A 20,707-nucleotide genomic window follows, 5' to 3' on the forward strand; every position below is an offset into this window, starting at 1 on the left:
CCTAGCCTCCGATCACGACGAAGACCACGGTCAGGACCGCCATCACCAGCAGGACGGCGGTCGCGACCATGCCGCCCTGGCGCATCTCGGCCCGCGAGGGCTTGCGGTCGGGATCGGGCGCGGTCATGGCAGCGCGGCCTTGATGCGCCGGACGACCGGCTCTGGGTCGGCGGGATATTTGATCAGGTGCTTTTCGCCCGCCCGGGTCACGATCACCACATCGCCCAGAAAGCTTTTGACCTCGGCCACCGAGGCCAGCGGCACGATGCGCCCCTGCGGCCCGTTCAGCGTGGTTTCGGTCATGACCCAGCCCTGGGCCAGGATCTCGGACTTCAGATAGGCCGCGCGGCCGAAGACGGCGATGAAGGCGGCAAGGGGCGCGGTCCACAGATAGGGATTGTCCAGAAGATACAGCGTCCAGACCGCGACGAAGCCGAAGATCACCGCCATATAGAACGTGCGTTGCCAGAAGCTGCGCCGGTCGGGCATCCAGCGGGCCAGGACGCGCGGGCCGTCCGAGGCGGGGTCCGGGATGGCGGCCTTGCGGGATTTGCGGCTGTCAGACATAGGATTCCACGATCTTGCGCCCGCGTTCGGCGCGAAGGTTTCGGGCCAGAAGATCCATGCAGGCCATGCGGACGGCGACGCCCATCTCGACCTGGTCCTGGATCACCGAGCGGTTGATGTCGTCGGCGATCTCGCCGTCGATCTCGACGCCCCGGTTCATCGGGCCGGGGTGCATCACGATGGCGTCGGGCCGGGCAAAGGACAGCTTTTCCGCATCCAGCCCGTAGCGGTGGTAATATTCGCGCATCGAGGGGATGAACCCGCCGTCCATCCGCTCTTTCTGAAGCCGCAGCATCATCACCACATCGGCGTCCTTCAGCCCCTCACGCATGTCCTCATGCACCTCGACGCCCAGATCGGCAAAGCCCGGCGGCATCAGCGTGGGCGGCCCGACAAGGCGCAGCCGGTTCTCCATCTTGCCCAGCAGGATCAGGTTCGAGCGCGCCACCCGGCTGTGGGCCACATCGCCGCAGATCGCGATGGTCAGCCGTTGCAGACGGCCCTTGGCGCGGCGGATGGTCAGCGCATCCAGCAGCGCCTGGGTCGGATGTTCGTGCCGCCCGTCGCCCGCGTTCAGCACCGCGCAATCGACCTTCTGCGCCAGCAGGTTGACCGCGCCCGAATTCTGGTGGCGCACCACCAGAAGATCGGGATGCATCGCGTTCAGCGTCATGGCGGTGTCGATCAGCGTCTCGCCCTTCTTCACGCTGGATTGCGCGACATTCATGTTCATCACATCGGCGCCAAGGCGCTTTCCCGCGATCTCGAAGCTCGATTGCGTGCGGGTCGAGTTCTCGAAGAACATGTTGATCTGGGTCATCCCCGCCAGCGCGTCGGACTGTTTCACCGTGCGGCGGTTCAGGTCGACATAGCGGTCGGCGAGATCAAGGATTGTGGTGATCTCAAGCGGCGAAAGCGGCTCGATCCCCAGCAGGTGGCGGGCGCGGAAGGCCATGGGCGTGATCCCCTCGGTTTCACCCGCTTATGGCAAAGCCGCGAAGGGGGGGCAAGCATCGCCTTCCGGGGGCGGGGGCCCTTTACCGCATCCCGGCCCGGGCCTAACCTTTGCGCCATGGGAATCGCCGAAGACATTGCTGGCCCCGACGGGTGGGAGGCCGCGCTGGCCGCGCTGGCCTGGCAGCTCGATTGCGGCGTGACCGAGGCTTTGTCGGACCTGCCGGTGAACCGCTACGAGGCCGCGCCGCCGCCGCCGTTGCCTGAGGCGCGCCCTGCCCGCGCCGCGCCCCAGGGCGGCCCGTCGGGGGATCGGCCGGGGGATCGGCAGGCCGCCCCCGCTTACGCTCCCGCTCCCGCCGCCGTCGATGCGGTGGCGGTCGCGCGCGGGATGGCGGCGCGGGCGGCCACGCTCGACGACCTGCGCGAGGCGGTCCATGGCTTCGACCTGTGCGAGTTGAAGAAGGGCGCGCGCAACACCGTCTTTTGCGACGGCAATCCCCGCGCGCGGGTGCTGGTCCTGGGCGAGGCGCCCGGGCGCGAGGAGGATCTGGAGGGCCGCCCCTTCGTGGGCGAGGCCGGGCGGCTTCTGGACCGGATGTTCGCGGCGATCGGCCTGTCGCGCACCAGCCCGGATGCCGAGCGCGCGCTCTACATCACCAATGTCATGTTCTGGCGCCCGCCGGGGAACCGCGATCCCTCGCCCGAGGAGATCGCGATGATGCGCCCCTTTGTCGCGCGCCATATCGAACTGGCCGACCCCGAGGCGGTGGTGGTGATGGGGAACACGCCGCTGGATGCGCTTTGCGGGCGGCGCGGCATCCTGCGCGCGCGCGGCAACTGGGTCGAGGCGCTTGGAAAGCCGGTCCTGCCGATGACACATCCGGCCTATCTGCTGCGCAACCCCCTGGCCAAGCGCGACGCCTGGTCGGACCTGCTGTCGCTGAAGGCGCGGCTCGACGGGGGGGCGGGATGAATTTCCCGGTCGATCTGATGACCCTTGCGGCCTTCGTTCCGGCGGGGCTGGCGCTGAACCTGACGCCGGGGGCGGACATGATGTTCGTGCTGGCCCAAGGGCTGCGCGGCGGTCCGCGGGCCGGGATGGCGGCCAATCTGGGCATCGCGGCGGGCTGCCTTGTCCATGTGCTGGTGGCGGCGCTTGGCCTGGCGGCGCTGCTGCGCGCCCATCCCGCCGCTTTCGAACTGGTCCGGTGGGCGGGGGTGGCCTGGCTTTTGTGGCTGGCCTTCAAGGCCTGGCGCGCGGGCGCGCCGCAGATGGTGCGGGTCGGCGCCGCCGTGGCGCCCCTGCGCATCTTCCGCGAGGCTTTGCTGGTCAATCTGCTGAACCCCAAGGTCGCGCTGTTCATCCTGGCCTTCCTGCCGCAATTCATCCAGCCCGCGCGCCCTGTCATGGCGCAATTCGCGATCCTGGGGCTGGTCTTCTGCCTGGGCGGGCTACTCATCAACGGCGCCGTGGCGGCCTTCTCGGGCCGCATCGGCGGATGGCTCGCCGGATCCGAGCGGGTCGCCCGCGGCCTGAACCGGATCAGCGCCGGGGTCTTCGCCGCGCTGGCGCTGCGGCTTGCCGTCATGGAAAGGGGCTGAACCATGGCCGACGAACGCGCCTTCATCCCGCTGCGGATCGCCGTCCTGACCGTCTCGGACAGCCGCGGCCTGGCCGAGGACCGCTCGGGCGACACGCTGGTCGGGCGGCTGACGGCGGCGGGCCATATGCTGGCCGCGCGCGATCTCTTGCCCGACGACCGCGCCGCCATCGCCGGGCGGCTGCGCGACTGGATCGCCGATCCCGGCGTGGATGTCGTCCTGTCGACCGGCGGCACCGGCCTGACCGGGCGCGACGTGACGGTCGAGGCGCATCGCGACGTCTATGAAAAAGAGATCGACGCCTTCGGCACGGTCTTCACCATCGTCTCGATGCAGAAGATCGGCACCTCGGCGGTCCAGAGCCGCGCCACCGGCGGGGTCGCGGGCGGCACCTATCTGTTCGCGCTGCCCGGCAGCCCCGGGGCTTGCCGCGACGCCTGGGACGGCATCCTCGCCGCCCAGCTCGACTACCGCCACCGGCCCTGCAATTTCGTCGAGATCCTGCCCCGGCTGGACGAGCATCTGCGCCGCAAGTAAGCGGCCCCGCCCGCGCGCCGATTGCGCGGCGCAGGCGGGAATGCTAGAGGAAATCCGCGCCCCTATAGCACAGCGGTAGTGCAGCGGTTTTGTAAACCGAAGGTCGGGAGTTCGAATCTCTCTGGGGGCACCATTTCCAGGCAAGATCCCGGTGTTTAAAGGGTGTTTCGTCATCTCCGCCCCCAGCTTCTCGGGGCCGGGATGGCGTCTTTCGATCCCGGATCTGCCGCTTCGCCCGGCAGGGGGTGTGGAGGGCGATCCCGTCCCGGCGCGCGATCTCGCAGGCCGTCGACTTCCGGCGGCCGGGGCATCAGGGAACGCAAGGGCCGTGCGGCGGGTTTCCCGGACAGGGACGGGAAACTGGAAGGGATGCGGCCGATGCCGGGACATGAAGACGCGCTGTCGGACCTGCTGGACCGGCTGGAAGCCGCGGGCCGGGAAGAGGAGGTCACCGTGGCCACCCTTTCCGAGATGATCGGCGCACGTTCGTTCGCGGGCCTGATGCTGGTCTTCGCCCTGATCGCGGTATCGCCTGCCAGCGTGGTGCCGGGCGTGACCAGCGCGGTGGCCGTGGTGGAGTTTCTGCTGGTCGGGCAGATGATGCTGGGGCGCAAATATCTGTGGCTGCCCCCGTTCATCGCGCGGCGCGGCATCGAGGGGGCGCGGCTGGCGGCGGCGGTCGAATGGCTGCGGCGCCCGGTCCGGTGGGTCAGCCGTTTCATCGGCCCGCGCCTGTCCTTCCTCTTGGGCGGTCCCTGGATTTTCCTCTGGCTCGGCATGGTGATGGCGCTGACCGTCGTCATGCCCTTCATGGAGGTGATCCCCGGTGCGGGCACCATCGCCGCGACCTGCATCGCGCTGGTGGCAGCGGCGATCCTGACCCGCGACGGGCTGCTGATCCTGTTCGCCGCACTGTTCGCGGGGGCCTTCCTTTTTCTGTTCGGCAGCGTGTCGGGCTGGATTCTTTCGCTGTTCTGACCCGTGATCGCCTCCGGCCTTCGGAACCGGGCGGCCAGGCTGCGCATTCGTCCAGGGCGCCATCAGGCGATGACATGTCGGGGTTATCCGATGCTTCAAGAAATTGCCGGACTCGTCGCCGACGAATTCCGAGATCCGTTCCTTTCGGTCAGTGCCGAGATCGCCTTCCTGAGGGTGTTCTTCGCCGCCTTTCTTGGCGCGGCCATCGGTTTCGAGCGCGAGATCCACTCCAGCGCGGCGGGATTGCGAACCCATATCATCCTTGCCATGGCGGCCTGTCTGTTTGCCCTGATCGCGGCGGAAATCGTCGCGCGGGATCTGGACGGGTCCGAGCAGTTGACAAGCGACCCCCTTCGCCTGATCGAGGCGGTCACGGCGGGCGTGGCCTTTCTTGCGGCGGGGTCGATCATCACCTCGGGCGGCAAGATCACGGGCCTGACGACCGGCGCCGGAATGTGGATGGCGGGTGCGATCGGCCTTGCCTGCGGAACCGGGCTGATACCGCTCGCCGTCATGGCGACGATGCTGACGGTTCTGGTGCTGTGGGTGCTGCGGCGCCTGTCGCGACGGATCGCCGAAAGCGGTGACACGCAAGAGGCGCGCGGCGACTGAAGCCCGAACCGCAGCGCACGGCGGCCGGAAGGGCTGGTCCGCACCGTGACGGCGCAGGGCTTTTTCCGAACCTCGTCAAAGGCATGGAACCCGGATGCGACCTTCCTCGTTTGACTGGCAAAAGAAGGTTACGGAGCAGGCTGCCATGGTTCGTCACATGAGGGAATTCATTTCGACCTGCGAGTGCCGCGCCGAGGATGGCAGCCTGGTCACCATCTCGAGCTATCGGTTGGACGGCGGACATCCGGTGAAGGGCGTGATCCATATCGCCTGCGGCGGGGTCCGGGCCGAGTGGTGCGGCCGCACCGGCGTCTTCGTGCTTGAGGGCAGGGGCCGGGTGCTGCGCCCGACCGAGCCGGTGGCGCTGCTGGCGGTCTGAGGCCCATGCGCCGCACCCCCTTGGCGCGCCTTCGCCTTTCGCCTGCGCCGGATCGGGGGCGGCCCGGTCGGGGTATCTCGGACCGGGATAGGAAACCCGATCCCGCCCCGGTGCGTTGTGTCGACATGTTCGTTGAAAAACAGGGAAGGGGAGAGGATGTCGAACGCCGTCATTCCCTATTGCGGGCCTGCGCCCGAGGCGGGAAACATCTGGACCTCGTGGAATTTCGATCCTCCGCTTCTTGTGGCGCTTGGCGTGCTGCTGCTGGGGCTGCCGCTGGTCCGGGCCTATCGGGGCGCCTGGCTGCTGGGCTGGGCGGCGCTGGTGGTGGCTTTCGTCTCGCCGCTTTGCGCGCTGACGGTCGCGCTTTTCTCGGCCCGGGCGCTGCATCACCTGCTGATCGTGACCTTGGCCGCGCCGCTGCTGGCGCTGGCACTGCCCGGCCTGGCGCGGCGGTTGCCCCCGGGCATCGCACTGGCGCTGACCTCGATCGCGCTGATCCTGTGGCATCTGCCGCCGGTCTATGACGCGGCCTGGCACTCGCCCTTCGTCTACTGGCTGTTGCAGGGCGCGCTGCTGCTTCCGGCGGTGGCGTTCTGGTCGGGGCTTTGGGCGCTGGCGCGGCGCGACATCATCGCCGCCTCGGGGCAGCTTGCGGGGCTGGCGGGGCTGATGGGGTTCATCGGCGCCGTCCTGACCTTTGCGCCGCGCGTGCTTTTCCCGCAGCATGGGCTTGCGCCCATCGGTTTCGGGCTGGATCCGCTGCGCGACCAGCAGCTTGCCGGTCTTCTGATGTGGGCGCCTGGGCTTTTGCCGCTGGGGCTGATCGGAGGCCTCATGCTGCGCGGCGCATGGGCGCGGGCCAGCGGTGCGGAAAGGCCGGGCGCATGATCCTCGCGCTGGTGACGTTCCTTCATATCGCCGCGCTGTTGGTCTGGTGCGCCGCGCTGGTCCTGCTGCCGTTCCTGCTGCGCCTGCATGGCCGTGCCACCGATGGTCCGGTGAGCCAGAGCGCCTTCACCCGGATGCGGCTTCTCAGCCATGCCGGATATACCCTGGTCGCCACGCCTGCGGCGGTGATCGCAGTGGCGGCGGGCACCGGGCTGATCTTCCTGGATCAGGTCTTCGAGCCCTGGCTTCTTCTGAAGCTTGCTTTCGTGTCGGGCATGGTGCTGGTCCATGCCTGGCTTGGCCATCTGGTGCTGCTTTCGGGCGAGAAGGGGCCGGACTGGGCCATGCCGCCGCCGGTGATCGCACTTCTGCTGGCACTGCCGCTGATGGCGGCGGTGCTGTGGCTGGTGCTCGCCAAGCCCCAGCTTTCCGCGCTTGAGGCGGCGCTTCCCCTCTGGGCGCTTGAGCCCCGGGGAATCGCGCCGGAAGAGTTGCTGCCCGAAGGGTTGCTGCCGGACGGGGTCATGCCCGGGGCGCCCGCTCAGGGGGCGGTGCCATGATCATCCTGCGTGCCGATCCCGTAGTCGAAGACCAGCTTGCCGCCGTGCCAGCCGGTGATCCCCGTCATCCCCGCCGCCAGGGCCGAGGTCAGGATGCCCCAGGGCAGCACCGCGCCCGCCGCATCGCCCCAGCGGATGCCCCAGTTCGCGCCCAGGATGGACAGCAGCATCACCGCCAGAATGAAATGCGTCCAGCTTGCCGCCCGGATGCGGATCCCCGGCACGGCGAGCAACTCGACCGTGCCCGCGATCCCGGCCAGCACCCCCATGAGAAAGCTGATGGCGGCGGCCCAGATCGCGACGCGCGGCCAGAAATCGTCGCCGGTCAGCCAGAACATCGCATCCGCGCCCAGGGTGCAGACGCAAAGCGCGATGGGGAAGGCCACCAGCATCGCATGCAGCGGATGGCCCGCGATGGCGACCCGGGATTCGGTCAGGTGAAAGTCGCGGTGCTCGTGGATCGGGTCGCGCAGCCTTGGCCGCTTGCGGGTCGGTTTCATCTTTTCTCCCTGTCGCTGTCGGGCCGTCGCGGCCCCGGGGGGGAACGCAACCGGCGCGAGCGGGTTCCTGCCGGGCCGGGTCATTCCCCGAGGGGGCCCTTCGTCGGGGCGGCGGCGCTGTTGCTTGCGGGGTGCGACACGCCGCTTTCGACGCTTGCCCCCGCGGGCCCCGCGGCCGAGGCCATCGGCGGGCTCTGGTGGGGGATGCTGATCGGGGCGGGGGGGCTGACGCTCATGGTGCTGGCGCTTGTGGCGCTGGGGTTCCGTGCGCCCGCCGCCATGGCCGGGCGCCAGCCCCGGGCGGGCTTCTGGACGCATGGCATGGGCGTGGGCTTCTCGCTGGCGATCCTGGCCGTGGTGGTCGGTGCCGGGATCTGGACGGGCGAGCGGCTGCAACCCCATGCCGACCCCGATGTGGTCAGTGTCGAGGCTCGGGGCCGCCAATGGGCCTGGAGCTTCCGCCAGCCCGATGCGACGGGCGCCATGGTCGAGACCGAGGGCAGGCTCTTCATCCCCGCCGGGCGGCCCGTCGACGTGCATGTCTCTTCGGCCGATGTGATCCACAGCTTCTGGGTGCCCCGCCTGGCGGGGAAGATGGACGCGATCCCCGGCCGGACCAACATCCTGCGTATCGAGGCGCGCGCGCCCGGCATCTACGAGGGGCTTTCGGCCGAATTCTCGGGCCCGGGCTATGGCGGGATGCGCTTTCAGGTCATCGCCTATCCGCCGGAGGATCCGCCCGCCTTCGTCGACACGCCCGGCCTTCCGGGCGCCGCAGCCACCGAACCCACGCCCGCCATGCCTGTCGAAGGAGCGGAAGAATGACCACCTCTCCGCATCCGGGCACCCACCCCCGGCCCCGGGACGATGCCCCGCACCCGCCGCAAAATGCGCTGCGTCTTCACCGCGAGCTTGAGGCCGTCTGGTCCCGCCCGCCCGGTTGGCGCGGCTGGTTCATGTCGGTGAACCATACCGAGATCGGCCTGCGCTTCATGCTGACCGCGTTTTTCTTTTTCGCGGTGGCGGGGGTGCTGTCGATGCTGATCCGCGCACAGCTTGCCACGCGCGGCGGCGATTTCCTCGATGTCGCGCATTACAACCAGATCTTCACCATGCATGGCAGCATGATGATGTTTCTGTTCGCCATCCCGATGCTGGAGGGGCTGGCGATGTATCTCTTGCCCCGGATGCTCGGCTCGCGCGATCTGGCGTTTCCCCGCCTCTCGGCGCTGGGCTGGTGGTGCTATCTTCTGGGCGGCGGCATCATCCTTGCGGCGCTGATCGCGGGGGTGGCGCCCGATGGCGGCTGGTTCATGTATGCGCCGCTGTCGTCGCGCGAGTATTCGCCGGGGATCAATGCCGATGTCTGGCTGCTGGGCATCACCTTCGTCGAGATTTCGGCGCTCTCGGCCGCCGTCGAGATCACCGTGACCATCCTGCGGCTGCGCGCCCCGGGGATGAAGCTGACCGAGATGCCCTTGTTCGCCTGGTATATGCTGGGCACGGCGGCGATGATGCTGGTGGGCTTTCCGCCGCTGATCCTCGGCTCGGTGCTCCTGGAGCTGGAGCGCGCCTTCGACTGGCCGTTCTTCGATGTGAACCGGGGCGGCGATCCGCTTTTGTGGCAGCACCTCTTCTGGCTTTTCGGCCACCCGGAGGTCTATATCATCTTCCTGCCTGCCGCGGGCGCGATCTCGACCATCCTGCCGGTGCTGTCGCGCACGAAGATCCTTGGCTACGGAGCCATCGTCGCGGCGATCCTGGGGCTGGTGTTCCTGTCCTTCGGGCTATGGGTCCACCACATGTTCACCGTGGGCATTCCCCATATGGCTTTGGCCTTCTTCTCGGCGGCGTCCGCGCTGGTCGCGGTGCCGACGGCGGTGCAGATCTTCGCCTGGATCGGGACGCTCTGGAAGGGCCGACCGCAGATGAAGCTTCCGATGCTGCATCTGATGGGCTTCTTCGCGACTTTCGTGATGGGCGGGCTGACCGGCGTCATGCTGGCCATCGTGCCCTTCAACTGGCAGGCGCATGACACGGCCTTCGTCACCGCGCATTTGCATTATGTGCTGATCGGCGGCTTCGTCTTTCCGATGATGGCGGCGATCACCTACTGGCTGCCGCTGATCTCGGGGCGCGAGGGGCTGCGCGGGCCCGGCACCGCCGCCTTCTGGCTGATCTTCATCGGCTTTCACGGCACCTTCTTCCTGATGCATCTGACCGGGCTTCTGGGCATGCCGCGCCGCATCGCCACCTATGAGATGAACCCGGAATGGGAATGGCTGAACCTGATCTCCTCGTTCTTCGGCTTCGTGATGGCGGCGGGTTTCGCGCTTTTCGCGCTTGATGTGATCCTTCAGGGCTTTTTCGGCCGTATCAGCCGCCGCAATCCCTGGGTGGCCGACACATTCGAATGGCTGACGCCCCGCTTCGGGCCAAGCTACAACTTCGCCTCGTTGCCCCCCGCGGGGGAGATGCGCCCGACGGCGCTGGCGCGGGGTGAGGGCGCATTGCCGGGCGCGCCGCGCGGGCGGCGCGAGGTCCTGGTGGTCGAGGGGGTGAGCGGCGTGCCCGATCACGTCGCCGTTCTGCCGGGGAACACCTTCCTGCCCCTGGCGACCGCATTGACGATCTGCGCCTTCGTCCTGCTGATGCTGTTCGGGCTTTATCCGGTCGCGGGGCTGATGCTGGTGCCGGTGGCCTGGATGTGCTGGCTCTGGGGGCGGGGCGCGGGCACGACGCGCGACCATGCCGCCGTGCCGGTCGCGCCGGGGCTGAACCTTCCGCCGCATTGGCAGGTGGCGCGGCCGCTGTCGCACAGCGGGATGGTGTGCCTCTTGATCGCGGATGCCTCGCTTTTCGGCAGTTTCCTCTTCGGGATCGGCTTTCTGGCGGTGGTGGCGCCGAACTGGCCCGCGCCGCAGGGCGGGCTGGGCGCCTGGCAATTGCTGGTCGCCGTGGGGATCCAGTGCCTGCTGTCGCTGGCCGCGCTGGCCGCGCGGCTGGACGAGGGGCGGGGCGCGGCCACCGGCACCATTGCCGGGGCGCTGGCGCTTGGCCTGATCGCCGTGCTGGCCTTCGGGCTGGACGATCCGCGCGCGCATGCCCGTCCCGCGCTGATCGCGGCGGGCCTGGGGCTGGTGGCGCTGCATGCGCTTGTTGGCGCGATGCTGGCGGCGCAGACCTGGGTCCAGCGCCGCGACGGCCGGATCTCGGCCCGGCGCCCGGGCGCGCAGGGCTGCTGGCGGCTCTGGCAGGAATACACCAACCTCATCGCCCTGGCCCTTGCGGCGCTGGTCGTGTTGCAGGAGGTCACCGCATGAAGCTTTCGCGGATGGACTGGCCCCTGCGCGCCCTGATCGGCCCCGGCCTCTGGGCCCTGGGCTTCGCGCTGACCTATGGCCTGCACGGGATCGGCTGCGCGCGCGGCTGGCCGCTGGTTGCCGCCCCCTTCGGCGGGCTGCAGGGCCTTGTGCTGGTCGCGGCCTTTCTGCTGACGCTGCTGGCCACGCTGGCGGCGCTGCTCTGGGTGCCGCGCGGCGCGGCGGGGGTGGAGCGGACGGCGATCCTCGCAGGGGGCTGGATCGGGTTCGGCTCCACCCTGCTGACGCTGTTTCCGGTCCTGGGCCTGACAAGCTGCGGCTGAGGCGGAACCCTTTGCCGCGTCAGAGGTTCTTATCCTGACGCCTCGCCCCCGGCGAAGCGAATCCGTCGCCTGTCCCGGGCAGGTCCCCGCGCCCCCGGGGGCAATTCCGCAGGCCGTTCGCCCTCTGCCCTTCCGCCCCTCGCCCCAAGGAGCCCCATATGCCCCGACCCATAGACCCGTTCCGGCTGACCGGCATCGCCCTTTTCTGCCTGATCGCGCTTTCGCTGATCCATCTGGGGTTGGGGCTCGGGCTTTTGTGGATCGGCGGCGAGATCGCGATCATGGGAGGCACATGGTATTACGCGCTGGCGGGTCTTGGCCTCGCGCTGGCGGGGGGGCTGGGCCTGCTGCTGCGGCATTGGCCCGCGGTGGCGCTATCGGGGCTGGTCGCGGGCGTGACCGTGCTTTGGTCGCTGGCCGAGATCGGGGCCAAGGGCTTCATGCCCTCATGGGGGTTCGATCTTGCCGGGCGCGCGGGCGTGCCGGTCGGGCTTTTCGGCCTTTTGCTGCTGACCGCGCTTTTCGGCACGCCGCGCGCGCTGGCGCCGGGGTGGTTCCGCCCGCTCGGCTGGGGCGGGATCGCGGCGGCCGTCGCCCTGCCCGCGATCCTGATCGCCCTGGTCTGGGAGCGCAGCGCCCCCGGCAACCCGGCGGGGGCGGCGAGCCTGACCCCCGGCGCGGGCCATAACGCCGAGGGCGAATGGACCGGCTTCGGCGGCTCGCCCCTTGGCGCGCGCTTCACCCCCGCCACGCAGATCACGCCCGAGAACGTCGGCGACCTGGCCGAGGCCTGGCGGTTCCGCACCGGCGACATGGGCCCCCAGGACGGCCGCGTCTTCTATTCGGCGCAGAACACCCCGGTCTATGCGGGCGGGCGGCTGTTTACCTGCACCCCCGCCGCGCAGGTCCATGCGCTGGATCCGGCGACGGGGGCCGAGATCTGGCGTTACGAGGCGGGTGTTCCCGCTTCGGCGATGGAATCGATGTTCTCGGTCGCCTGCCGCTCGGTCGGCTATTACGAGGGCGCCACGGCGGACGCCGAGGGCCTGTGCGCGGCCCGGGTCTATGTCGCCACCGCCGACAGCCGCCTGACCGCGCTGGATGCGGCGACGGGCGCGGTCTGTTCGGGCTTCGGCGCCGGGGGCACCGTCGATCTGGCCGAGGGGATGGGGATGCAGGAGGTGGGCTTCGCCTCCTCCTCCTCGGGTCCGGCGGTGGTCGGCGACGTGCTGGTCCTGGGCCAGCAGGTCAGCGACAACCAGCGCCGCGACGCGCCCTCGGGCGTGGTGCGGGCCTATGATCCCGACAGCGGCGCGCTGCTTTGGGCCTGGGACGCCAAGCGCCAGGGCATCGCGGCCGAGCCGCTGGCCGAGGGCGAGGTCTATCCGCGCGGCACGCCGAACGTCTGGAACGTGATCTCGGGCGATGCCGGGGCCGGGCTGGTCTACATCGCCACCGGCAATCCCGCGAACGACCATTGGGGCGGCGACCGCGCCCCGGAAGAGGACCGCTTCACCGCCGCCGTGGTCGCCATCGACATCGCCACCGGCGAGACGGTCTGGGATTTCGCCACCCTGCGCCATGACCTCTGGGACTACGACCTGGGCGCTCAGCCCGCGTTGATCGACCTTGAGATCGGCGGCGAGACCCGCCGGGCGCTGGTCCAGGCCACCAAGCAGGGCTCGATCCATGTGCTCGACGCCGCGACCGGCGAAAGCCTGTATCCGGTCGAGATGCGCCCCGGCCCGCAGGGCGCGCTGCCCGGAGACTGGACCGCCGAGGCGCAGCCGCAGGCCGTGGCCTTCCGGAATTTCGCGGGCCATCCCGGACCCGACCCCGAAGTGCTGGACCCGAGCCATGCCTGGGGTGTCGCCATGATCGACGCCGCGCTCTGCCGCCGCGATTTCATGCGGATGGATTACCAGGGCATCTACACGCCCCCCTCCGAGAACCCGAACGGCATGCTGCTGCATCCCGGCACGGTCGGCGGCATGAACTGGGGCGGGGTCGGCCTCGACCTTGCGCGCGGCATCGTGATCGCGAACCATTCGCGCCTGCCCAATGTCGTGAGGATGATCCCGCGCGAAGAGGTCGACGACCTGCCGGTGGGCGAGGGTGGCGCGCGCCCCGACCAGGTGGTGGCGCCGCATTGGCTGTCGCCCTATGGGGTCAGCCGCCCGATGTGGCTCTCGGTGCTGGAAACGCCCTGCATCGCGCCGCCCTGGGGCTATCTCTCGGCCTCGGACCTGGCGACGGGGGAATTGCTCTGGTCCCAGCCGATCGGCACCGGCTTCGACACCGGCCCGATGGGCCTGCCGACCTTCCTGCGCATCCCGCTGGGAACGGTGACGCTGGGCGGGCCGGTGGTGACGGCGACCGGGCTGACCTTCATCGGGGCGGCGCAGGACGACTGGATCCGCGCCTATGAGACCGAGACCGGCCGCCTGGTCTGGAGCGCGCGCCTGCCCGCCGGGGGACAGGCCTCGGCCATGAGCTATGTCCATGAGGGGCGCCAGTATGTCGTGCTGAACGCGGCGGGGCATGACCGGATCGGCTCTACCCCCGGCGATTACATCGTGGCCTGGGCCCTGCCGATGTAGGCGCAAGACCGCGCTGCCGGATCGGCCATGCGTCCGATCCGGCGGCGGGTGTCCGGGGTGATTGCGGTGAGGCTTCCGGGAGGGGCCTCACCGGCCCCCGCTTCAGGCTTTCCAGTGATCGGCCCGGAACCGGCCCAGCCAGAGCGCGAGCAGCGTGGCCAGCGCGCCGGACAGCAGATAGGCGCCGCCGGTCCAGAGCCCCGCCCAGGACGACAGCAAGAGCGCGGCCGCCGGGGCGAAGCCCGCGCCGAACAGCCAGGCCAGGTCCGAGGTCAGGGCCGAGGCGGTATAGCGGTGCCCCGGCGCCAGATTGGCCGCGACCGCCCCCGAGGCCTGCCCGAAGGACAGGCCGAGAATGACGAAGCCCGCGATCATGTAGACCGTCTCGCCCGCGCCGCCGCCGTCCAGCAGCACCGGGGCGAACAGGCTGAACATGCCGATCATCCCCGCGCCCCAGGCCAGGACGGCCGTGCGCCCGAAAGCGTCCGACAGCAGGCCCGAGACCACGACGGCCACCGCGCCGAACAGTGCCGCGATGACCGTGATGATCAGGAAGCGCGCCGGATCGGCCTCGGTGAACAGGAAGATCCAGGACAGCGGATAGACCGTGACCATGTGGAACATGGCAAAGCTGGCAAGCGGCGCGAAAGCCCCGATGACGATGTTGCGCCCCTCGGCCCGGATGGTTTCAAGGACCGGCGTGGGCTGCAATTCGCGCGACCGGAACAGCAGGTCGTATTCCGGCGTCGCCACGATCCTGAGCCGCGCGAAAAGCGCCACCACATTGATCGCCAGCGCCACGAAGAACGGATAGCGCCAGCCCCAGGCCAGGAAATCCTGCGCCGAAAGCGAGGTCAGCAGATAGATGAACAGCGCCGCCGCCACGATCAGCCCGAAGGGCGCGCCAAGCTGCGGCACCATCGCGTAAAGCCCGCGCCGACCGGGCGGCGCGCTCATCGCCAGCAGCGAGGGCAGGCCGTCCCATGTGCCGCCAAGCGCCAGCCCCTGCGCCAGCCGGAACGAGGCGAGGATCGCCACCGAGGCCATGCCCACGGTCTCGTATCCCGGCAGGAGCGCGATCGCGGCGGTGGCGCCGCCCAGCCCGAAAAGCGCGATCGTCAGCCGGGTGACCCGCCCGTATTGGCCGTCGATCCAGGAAAACAGCAGCGTCCCCAGGGGCCGCGCCACGAAGGCCAGCGCAAAGACCAGGAAGGACAGCAGCGTGCCGGTCAGCGGATCCACGAAAGGAAACACATGCGACGGAAAGACGATCACCGAGGCGATCGAATAGACGAAGAAGTCGAAGAATTCGGCGGTGCGGCCGATCACCACGCCGACCGAGATCTCGCTGGGCGAGATTTCGTGCTCGGGCGTTTCGGTGGTCTGCGAGGGGGGCAAGGTGGTGGTGGTCAAGGGGGCCTCGAAGGTCTCGAAGGGGCGGCGGAACAGGGGGCGGCATCCCTCTCGACCGGGCGGACCCGGCGGGTCGGCTGGGGGCGGAACGCGGGACGAATGCAACGGCGGAAGCGGGCGGCGGGGCCGCCCATGACGCCAAAGTCATGCCGCCTGATCCGGCACGGCGGAATGAGACAAATTGTCATATGTTGTATCCTGGTCTCAACTTATTACTTGGGGCCGTCCAGATGACCCTGCCCCCGTCCTGCCCGGCCCGATCCCCGTATCGAAACCCGCAGATGGCAGCCTAGGGCATTGCACCGCCAGGCCTTGGAAGACGCAATGAAAATATTGAAAACCGCCCGCGGGACCGCCAGCAGAATCGGCGCGTTCTGCCTTGTCGCAGCAGCCGTGTCGGGATGCGAAGCGGTGGTTCTCGCCCCCTCGGGCGACATCGCCGCGCGCCAGCGCGACATCCTTCTGGTCTCGACCTGGCTGATGCTTCTGATCATCGTGCCGGTGATGGTGGCGACCGCCTGGTTCGCGTGGAAATACCGCGCCTCGAACCGCAAGGCGGAATACGCGCCGCATTGGCACCATTCCACGCTCTTGGAGCTGGCGATCTGGACGGCGCCCTTGCTGATCATCATCTGCCTGGGCGCGATCACCTGGGTCGGCACCCATCTGGTGGACCCTTATCGCCCGCTCGACCGGATCGCCGCGGATCGCCCGGTGCCCGCGGATGTGCAGCCGCTTGAGATCCAGGTCGTCTCGCTCGACTGGAAATGGCTTTTCATCTATCCCGAAGAGGGCATCGCCACCGTCAATGTGATGGCCGTGCCGGTGGACCGCCCGGTGCGCTTCCACCTGACCTCGTCGAATGTGATGAATGCCTTCTACATCCCCGCCATGGCCGGGATGATCTATACCATGCCCGCGATGGAGACCCGGCTGAACGGGGTGATGAACCGCGAGGGCGTCTATGACGGGTTTTCGTCGCATTACAGCGGGGCGGGCTTCTCGGGGATGCGCTTCAAGGCCCATGCGCTGGATGAGGCAGGCTATGCGGCCTGGGTCGAGGAGGTCCGCGCCAGCGCCGAGACGCTGGACCGCCCCGGCTATCTGGAGCTGGAGCGCCCCTCGGAAAACGTCGCGCCGCGGCATTTCTCCTCCGTCGACCCCGAGCTTTTCCGCCGGGTGATCAACATATGCGTGGCCGAGGGCCGGATGTGCATGAACGAGATGATGGCCTACGACGCCCAGGGCGGCATCGGCCTGGCCGGGGTGATGAACACCGTGCCCGCGCCTCAGGATGCCACGGCGCTGCGCCGCCCGGTGCTGGGGCCCGCGCCTTTCGTCGTCACCGGCTTCTGCACCGTCGAGGAGGCGCGCGACGCCGGAACGATGGCGCAATTGCGGATCCACGACCCCAGGCCGCTGCGCGGTCACGGCATCAGCCCGTTCTCCATGCCGCGCGCCCGCGGCATCGCCGATGGCGCGCCCGTGGCGGGCTTCGTCGCGCCGCAACTCTGACAAGAAAACCATAGGAACGGCAGACGTGACCGAACCCTCTCTCTCTCCGGCGCATCCGATCTTCGGGCGCCTCTCGCTCGACGTGCTTCCGCTTCACGAACCGATCATCGTCGCCACCTTCGCCGTGGTCGCCCTCGGCGGGATCGCGGTCCTTGGCGCGCTGACCTGGTTCCGGCTGTGGGGCTGGCTGTGGCGCGAGTGGTTCACCACGGTGGACCACAAGCGGATCGGGATCATGTATATGATCCTGGGCATCGTCATGCTGCTGCGCGGCTTCGCCGACGCCATCATGATGCGGCTTCAGCAGGCCATGGCCTTCAACGGATCCGAGGGCTATCTGAACGCCCACCACTACGACCAGATCTTCACCGCCCACGGCACGATCATGATCTTCTTCGTGGCCATGCCGCTGGTGACGGGGCTGATGAACTATGTCGTGCCCCTGCAGATCGGGGCGCGGGACGTGTCGTTTCCGTTCCTGAACAACCTCAGCTTCTGGATGACCACGGCGGGCGCCATCCTGGTGATGATCTCGCTTTTCATCGGCGAGTTCTCGACCACCGGCTGGCTGGCCTTTCCGCCGCTTTCGGGGCTGGGGGCCAGTCCGGCCTCGGGGGTGGACTATTATCTCTGGGCCCTGCAGATCGCCGGGGTGGGGACGACGCTTTCGGGCATCAACCTTGTCGTGACCATCATCAAGATGCGCGCGCCGGGGATGCAGATGATGCAGATGCCGGTCTTCACCTGGACCTCGCTTTGCACCAACATCCTGATCGTCGCCACCTTCCCGGTGCTGACGGCGGTGCTGACGCTGCTGACGCTGGACCGCTATCTGGGCACCGCCTTCTTCGTGCCGGAACTTGGCGGCAACCCGATGCTTTACATCAACCTGATCTGGATCTGGGGCCATCCCGAGGTCTATATCCTGATCCTGCCGATCTTCGGGGTCTTCTCGGAAATCACCGCCACCTTCTCGGGGAAACGGCTCTTCGGCTATACCTCGATGGTCTATGCCACGGTCTGCATCACCATCCTGAGCTATATCGTCTGGCTGCACCACTTCTTCACCATGGGCTCGGGGGCGAGCGTGAACTCGTTCTTCGGGATCACCACCATGGTGATCTCGATCCCGACGGGGGCCAAGATCTTCAACTGGCTCTTCACCATGTATCGCGGCCGCGTGCGCTACGACGTGCCGATGATGTGGGTGGTGGCCTTCATGCTGACCTTCGTGCCGGGCGGCATGACCGGGGTGCTGCTGGCGGTGCCGCCCGCCGATTTCGTGCTGCACAACTCGCTTTTCCTGGTGGCGCATTTCCATAACGTCATCATCGGCGGCGTGGTCTATGGCCTGTTCGCGGCCATGGTCTACTGGTTCCCCAAGGCCTTCGGCTTCCGGCTCGACCCGTTCTGGGGCAAGATCTCGTTCTGGAGCTGGGTGATCGGCTATTGGGTCGCCTTCACGCCGCTTTACGTGCTGGGGCTGATGGGCGTCACGCGGCGGATGCGCGTCTTCGACGATCCTTCGCTTCAGATCTGGTTCCAGATCGCGGCCGTCGGCGCCTTCATCATCGCCATCGGGATCGGGGCTTTCGTGATCCAGATCGCCGTCTCGATCTGGAAGCGCGAGGAGCTGCGCGACACCACAGGTGATCCCTGGAACGGGCGCACGCTGGAATGGGCGACCTCCTCGCCGCCGCCGGACTACAATTTCGCCTTCACCCCCGTCGTTCACAGCATCGACGCCTGGGACGACATGAAGGCGCGCGGCTACAGCCGCCCGGCCGAGGGCTTCCGCCCCATCCACATGCCAAGGAACACCGGAACCGGCGTGGTGATCTCGGCGCTCAGCCTGATCTCGGGCTTTGCCATGGTCTGGTATGTCTGGTGGCTGGCGGCCGCGGCCATGCTTGCCATCGTCGCCGTGGGGCTGGCCCATACCTTCAACCGCAACCGCGACTTCCACATCCCGGCCGAGGCCGTGATGCGGACCGAGGCCGCGCGCAGCCAATTGCTCGCCACCGGGCGCTGAGAAAGGGGGGCTGACAAAATGACCACGATCTCCCGCGATGCCGCCGAGGGCATCCTGCCCGCCTATCACATGCCCGAAGAGCCGCATCACCCCGAGGGCGGCTCGACCATGCTGGGCTTCTGGATCTACCTGATGAGCGATTGTCTCATCTTCGCCTGCCTCTTCGCCACCTGGGGCGTGCTGGGGGGCAATTATGCGGGCGGGCCGGGGCCGAAGGCGCTGTTCGACCTGAACCTGGTCGCGCTGAACACGGCGATGCTGCTGTTCTCGTCGATCACCTACGGTTTCGCCATGCTTGAGGCCCACAAGGGGAAGGTGAACCTCACCCTTATGTGGCTGGGTATCACCGGGGTCTTCGGCGCGGCCTTCCTCTCGATCGAGATCTACGAGTTCTGGCACCTGATCCTCCTGGGCGCGACGCCGCAGAGATCGGCTTTCCTGTCGGCCTTCTTCACCCTGGTCGGCACCCACGGGCTGCACATGGTCTTCGGGATCCTGTGGCTGGTCACGATGATGGTGCAGGTGGCGAAATGGGGGCTCGACGGGCCGAACATGCGCCGTCTGGGCTGCCTGAGCCTGTTCTGGCACTTCCTCGACGTGATCTGGATCGGGGTCTTTACCTTCGTCTACCTGATTCCAATGATCTGACGGGAGCGATCCGATGACCCCTCACACCTCGCATTCGCACGATCACCACCATGACGAGGGCGGCGCCGATCACGGCAGCTACCGCTCGTATCTGACCGGATTCGGCCTTTCGATCGTGTTGACCATCATCCCCTTCGCCGCCGTCATGCAGGGCTGGTTCGACAGCCGGATGATGGCGGTGGCGCTGGTCTCGGCCTTCGCGGTGGCGCAGATCATGGTGCATATGGTGTTCTTCCTGCACATGAACCCGCGTTCCGAGGGCGGCTGGACCATGCTGGCCTTGATCTTCACCCTGATCCTGGTGGTGATCGCCATCTCGGGGACGCTCTGGGTGATGTATCACATGAACAGCAACATGATGCCGCATCACCTGCCGGAGGGCTGAGCCGATGTCCGCCGAGGCCGAAGCGCCGCCCCGGCCGCGCCCGCTGTGGCTGCTGGCGGTGCTGGGGGGGGGCGCGCTGGCGGCGAGCGTCGCGCTGACGGGGCTGGGGATCTGGCAGGTCCAGCGCCTGGGCTGGAAGCTTGCCCTGATCGACCGGATCGAGGCGCGGGTCCATGCCGCGCCCGCCGCTTTGCCCCCGCCCCCGGACTGGGGCGCGGCTTCGGCCGAGCGCGACGAATACCGCCGCGTCGCCGTGCGGGGCGTGTTCCGCCACGACCTGGAAACCCTGGTGCAGGCGCTGACCGAAGAGGGCGGGGGCTTCTGGGTGCTGACCCCCCTCGACATGGCCGATGGCGGGGTGATCCTGGTCAATCGCGGTTTCGTGCCGCCCGAGCGGCGCGACCCGGCCAGCCGTCCCGAAAGCGCGCCCGCCGACCCGGTTGAAATCACCGGCCTGCTGCGCATGACCGAGCCCGGTGGCGGCTTCCTGCGCGAGAACGACCCCGGCGCGGACCGCTGGTTCTCGCGCGATGTGGCGGCGATCGCGCAGGCGCGCGGCCTTGAGCGGGTGGCGCCTTGGTTCCTGGATGCCGAGGCGGGCGAGATGCCGCGCGGCGGGCTGACGGTGGTCCGGTTTTCCAACAACCATCTGAGCTATGCGCTGACCTGGTTCGCGCTGGCCCTGGGCACGGTCGCGGCGGCGATTTACGTCTTGCGGGACGAATGGCGGATGCGCCGTCGGCCCCAGAAGCAGGCCTGAGCGGGCGCGATGCCCGAATTCCGATGTCTGCGCGGCGCCGCCCGGCCAAGGCGGGGCCGCCCGTCGATATCCTGTTGCCCGGCGGATCCGTTTTAGGTAATGCACGTCGGGTTGGCCTCCTTCCG

General features: G+C 68.4%; 22 protein-coding genes and 1 tRNA gene. 18 read left to right on the forward strand and 5 right to left on the reverse strand.

The window, feature by feature from the left end; all coding sequences use genetic code 11:
• Position 1: 1 nt before the first annotated feature.
• Genes ABNX41_RS09770 through ABNX41_RS09780 form a run of 3 tightly spaced genes read right to left on the reverse strand, consistent with a single transcriptional unit; the run spans position 2 to position 1,522 of the window.
• Positions 2-127: a hypothetical protein gene (locus tag ABNX41_RS09770; protein ID WP_438669541.1), complete on the reverse strand. Its 126-nt coding sequence runs from the start codon at positions 125-127 to the stop codon at positions 2-4.
• The gene (locus ABNX41_RS09775; protein WP_438669542.1) at positions 124-567 is read right to left on the reverse strand and encodes a hypothetical protein; all 444 of its coding nucleotides are present in this window, start codon (positions 565-567) and stop codon (positions 124-126) included. The genes ABNX41_RS09770 and ABNX41_RS09775 overlap by 4 nt, the downstream gene beginning before the upstream one ends.
• Complete coding sequence (locus tag ABNX41_RS09780; RefSeq protein ID WP_438669543.1) at positions 560-1,522, reverse strand: aspartate carbamoyltransferase catalytic subunit; 963 nt, start codon at positions 1,520-1,522, stop codon at positions 560-562. Before ABNX41_RS09780 ends, ABNX41_RS09775 begins: the two co-directional genes overlap by 8 nt.
• A 117-nt stretch (positions 1,523-1,639) precedes the next feature.
• Between ABNX41_RS09780 and ABNX41_RS09785 the strand changes: the two genes are divergently transcribed.
• From ABNX41_RS09785 to ABNX41_RS09825, 9 genes are all read left to right on the forward strand, one after another.
• Positions 1,640-2,497 carry a uracil-DNA glycosylase gene (locus ABNX41_RS09785; protein ID WP_438669544.1) on the forward strand — a complete coding sequence of 286 codons (858 nt, stop codon included), beginning with the start codon at positions 1,640-1,642 and terminating at the stop codon, positions 2,495-2,497.
• Positions 2,494-3,126, forward strand: coding sequence for a LysE family translocator (locus tag ABNX41_RS09790; RefSeq protein WP_438669545.1), 633 nt, complete (start codon positions 2,494-2,496; stop codon positions 3,124-3,126). The genes ABNX41_RS09785 and ABNX41_RS09790 overlap by 4 nt, the downstream gene beginning before the upstream one ends.
• Positions 3,127-3,129: 3 nt before the next feature.
• The gene (gene moaB / locus ABNX41_RS09795) at positions 3,130-3,663 is read left to right on the forward strand and encodes a molybdenum cofactor biosynthesis protein B (protein WP_438669546.1); all 534 of its coding nucleotides are present in this window, start codon (positions 3,130-3,132) and stop codon (positions 3,661-3,663) included.
• Between the two features lie 58 nt (positions 3,664-3,721).
• A tRNA-Thr gene (locus ABNX41_RS09800) sits at positions 3,722-3,796 on the forward strand.
• Between the two features lie 245 nt (positions 3,797-4,041).
• Positions 4,042-4,641: an exopolysaccharide biosynthesis protein gene (locus tag ABNX41_RS09805; protein WP_438669547.1), complete on the forward strand. Its 600-nt coding sequence runs from the start codon at positions 4,042-4,044 to the stop codon at positions 4,639-4,641.
• Positions 4,642-4,731: 90 nt separating this feature from the next.
• Positions 4,732-5,253 carry an MgtC/SapB family protein gene (locus tag ABNX41_RS09810; protein WP_438669548.1) on the forward strand — a complete coding sequence of 174 codons (522 nt, stop codon included), beginning with the start codon at positions 4,732-4,734 and terminating at the stop codon, positions 5,251-5,253.
• Between the two features lie 157 nt (positions 5,254-5,410).
• The gene (locus tag ABNX41_RS09815; protein ID WP_438669549.1) at positions 5,411-5,632 is read left to right on the forward strand and encodes a hypothetical protein; all 222 of its coding nucleotides are present in this window, start codon (positions 5,411-5,413) and stop codon (positions 5,630-5,632) included.
• Between the two features lie 156 nt (positions 5,633-5,788).
• Positions 5,789-6,523: a cytochrome c oxidase assembly protein gene (locus tag ABNX41_RS09820; RefSeq protein ID WP_438669550.1), complete on the forward strand. Its 735-nt coding sequence runs from the start codon at positions 5,789-5,791 to the stop codon at positions 6,521-6,523.
• On the forward strand, positions 6,520-7,083 hold the full coding sequence (locus ABNX41_RS09825) for a CopD family protein (protein ID WP_438669551.1): 564 nt from the start codon (positions 6,520-6,522) through the stop codon (positions 7,081-7,083). Before ABNX41_RS09820 ends, ABNX41_RS09825 begins: the two co-directional genes overlap by 4 nt.
• On the opposite strand, the gene ABNX41_RS09830 is transcribed toward ABNX41_RS09825, so the two are convergent.
• Complete coding sequence (locus tag ABNX41_RS09830; protein WP_438669552.1) at positions 7,065-7,583, reverse strand: DUF2231 domain-containing protein; 519 nt, start codon at positions 7,581-7,583, stop codon at positions 7,065-7,067. The genes ABNX41_RS09825 and ABNX41_RS09830 overlap by 19 nt on opposite strands.
• A 120-nt stretch (positions 7,584-7,703) precedes the next feature.
• Between ABNX41_RS09830 and ABNX41_RS09835 the strand changes: the two genes are divergently transcribed.
• From ABNX41_RS09835 to ABNX41_RS09850, 4 genes are all read left to right on the forward strand, one after another.
• Entirely contained in the window at positions 7,704-8,408 is a 705-nt protein-coding gene (locus ABNX41_RS09835; RefSeq protein ID WP_438669553.1) for a cytochrome c oxidase subunit II, read from the forward strand.
• Complete coding sequence (gene ctaD / locus ABNX41_RS09840; RefSeq protein ID WP_438669554.1) at positions 8,405-10,906, forward strand: cytochrome c oxidase subunit I; 2,502 nt, start codon at positions 8,405-8,407, stop codon at positions 10,904-10,906. The genes ABNX41_RS09835 and ctaD overlap by 4 nt, the downstream gene beginning before the upstream one ends.
• A complete protein-coding gene (locus ABNX41_RS09845) occupies positions 10,903-11,229 on the forward strand; it encodes a hypothetical protein (protein ID WP_438669555.1) in 327 nt (108 codons plus the stop codon). The genes ctaD and ABNX41_RS09845 overlap by 4 nt, the downstream gene beginning before the upstream one ends.
• A gap of 158 nt (positions 11,230-11,387) precedes the next feature.
• Positions 11,388-13,829 carry a pyrroloquinoline quinone-dependent dehydrogenase gene (locus tag ABNX41_RS09850; protein ID WP_438669556.1) on the forward strand — a complete coding sequence of 814 codons (2,442 nt, stop codon included), beginning with the start codon at positions 11,388-11,390 and terminating at the stop codon, positions 13,827-13,829.
• A 102-nt stretch (positions 13,830-13,931) separates the two neighbouring features.
• Here ABNX41_RS09850 and ABNX41_RS09855 read toward each other — a convergent pair whose 3' ends face one another.
• Positions 13,932-15,242: an MFS transporter gene (locus tag ABNX41_RS09855; protein WP_438669557.1), complete on the reverse strand. Its 1,311-nt coding sequence runs from the start codon at positions 15,240-15,242 to the stop codon at positions 13,932-13,934.
• Positions 15,243-15,635: 393 nt separating this feature from the next.
• Between ABNX41_RS09855 and cyoA the strand changes: the two genes are divergently transcribed.
• From cyoA to ABNX41_RS09880, 5 genes are read left to right on the forward strand one after another with little or no spacing between them, the layout of a single operon-like run.
• Positions 15,636-16,757, forward strand: coding sequence for a ubiquinol oxidase subunit II (gene cyoA / locus ABNX41_RS09860; RefSeq protein WP_438669627.1), 1,122 nt, complete (start codon positions 15,636-15,638; stop codon positions 16,755-16,757).
• Between the two features lie 25 nt (positions 16,758-16,782).
• Complete coding sequence (gene cyoB / locus ABNX41_RS09865; RefSeq protein WP_438669558.1) at positions 16,783-18,789, forward strand: cytochrome o ubiquinol oxidase subunit I; 2,007 nt, start codon at positions 16,783-16,785, stop codon at positions 18,787-18,789.
• A gap of 18 nt (positions 18,790-18,807) precedes the next feature.
• The gene (gene cyoC / locus ABNX41_RS09870) at positions 18,808-19,437 is read left to right on the forward strand and encodes a cytochrome o ubiquinol oxidase subunit III (protein ID WP_438669559.1); all 630 of its coding nucleotides are present in this window, start codon (positions 18,808-18,810) and stop codon (positions 19,435-19,437) included.
• A 13-nt stretch (positions 19,438-19,450) separates the two neighbouring features.
• Positions 19,451-19,822, forward strand: a complete 372-nt coding sequence (gene cyoD, locus ABNX41_RS09875) for a cytochrome o ubiquinol oxidase subunit IV (RefSeq protein WP_438669560.1) — start codon at positions 19,451-19,453, stop codon at positions 19,820-19,822.
• Between the two features lie 4 nt (positions 19,823-19,826).
• Positions 19,827-20,582, forward strand: coding sequence for an SURF1 family protein (locus tag ABNX41_RS09880; RefSeq protein WP_438669561.1), 756 nt, complete (start codon positions 19,827-19,829; stop codon positions 20,580-20,582).
• The last annotated feature ends 125 nt before the right edge of the window (positions 20,583-20,707 follow it).

The sequence above is a fragment of the Pseudogemmobacter sonorensis genome (assembly GCF_042762395.1).
Lineage (GTDB): Bacteria > Pseudomonadota > Alphaproteobacteria > Rhodobacterales > Rhodobacteraceae > Pseudogemmobacter > Pseudogemmobacter sonorensis.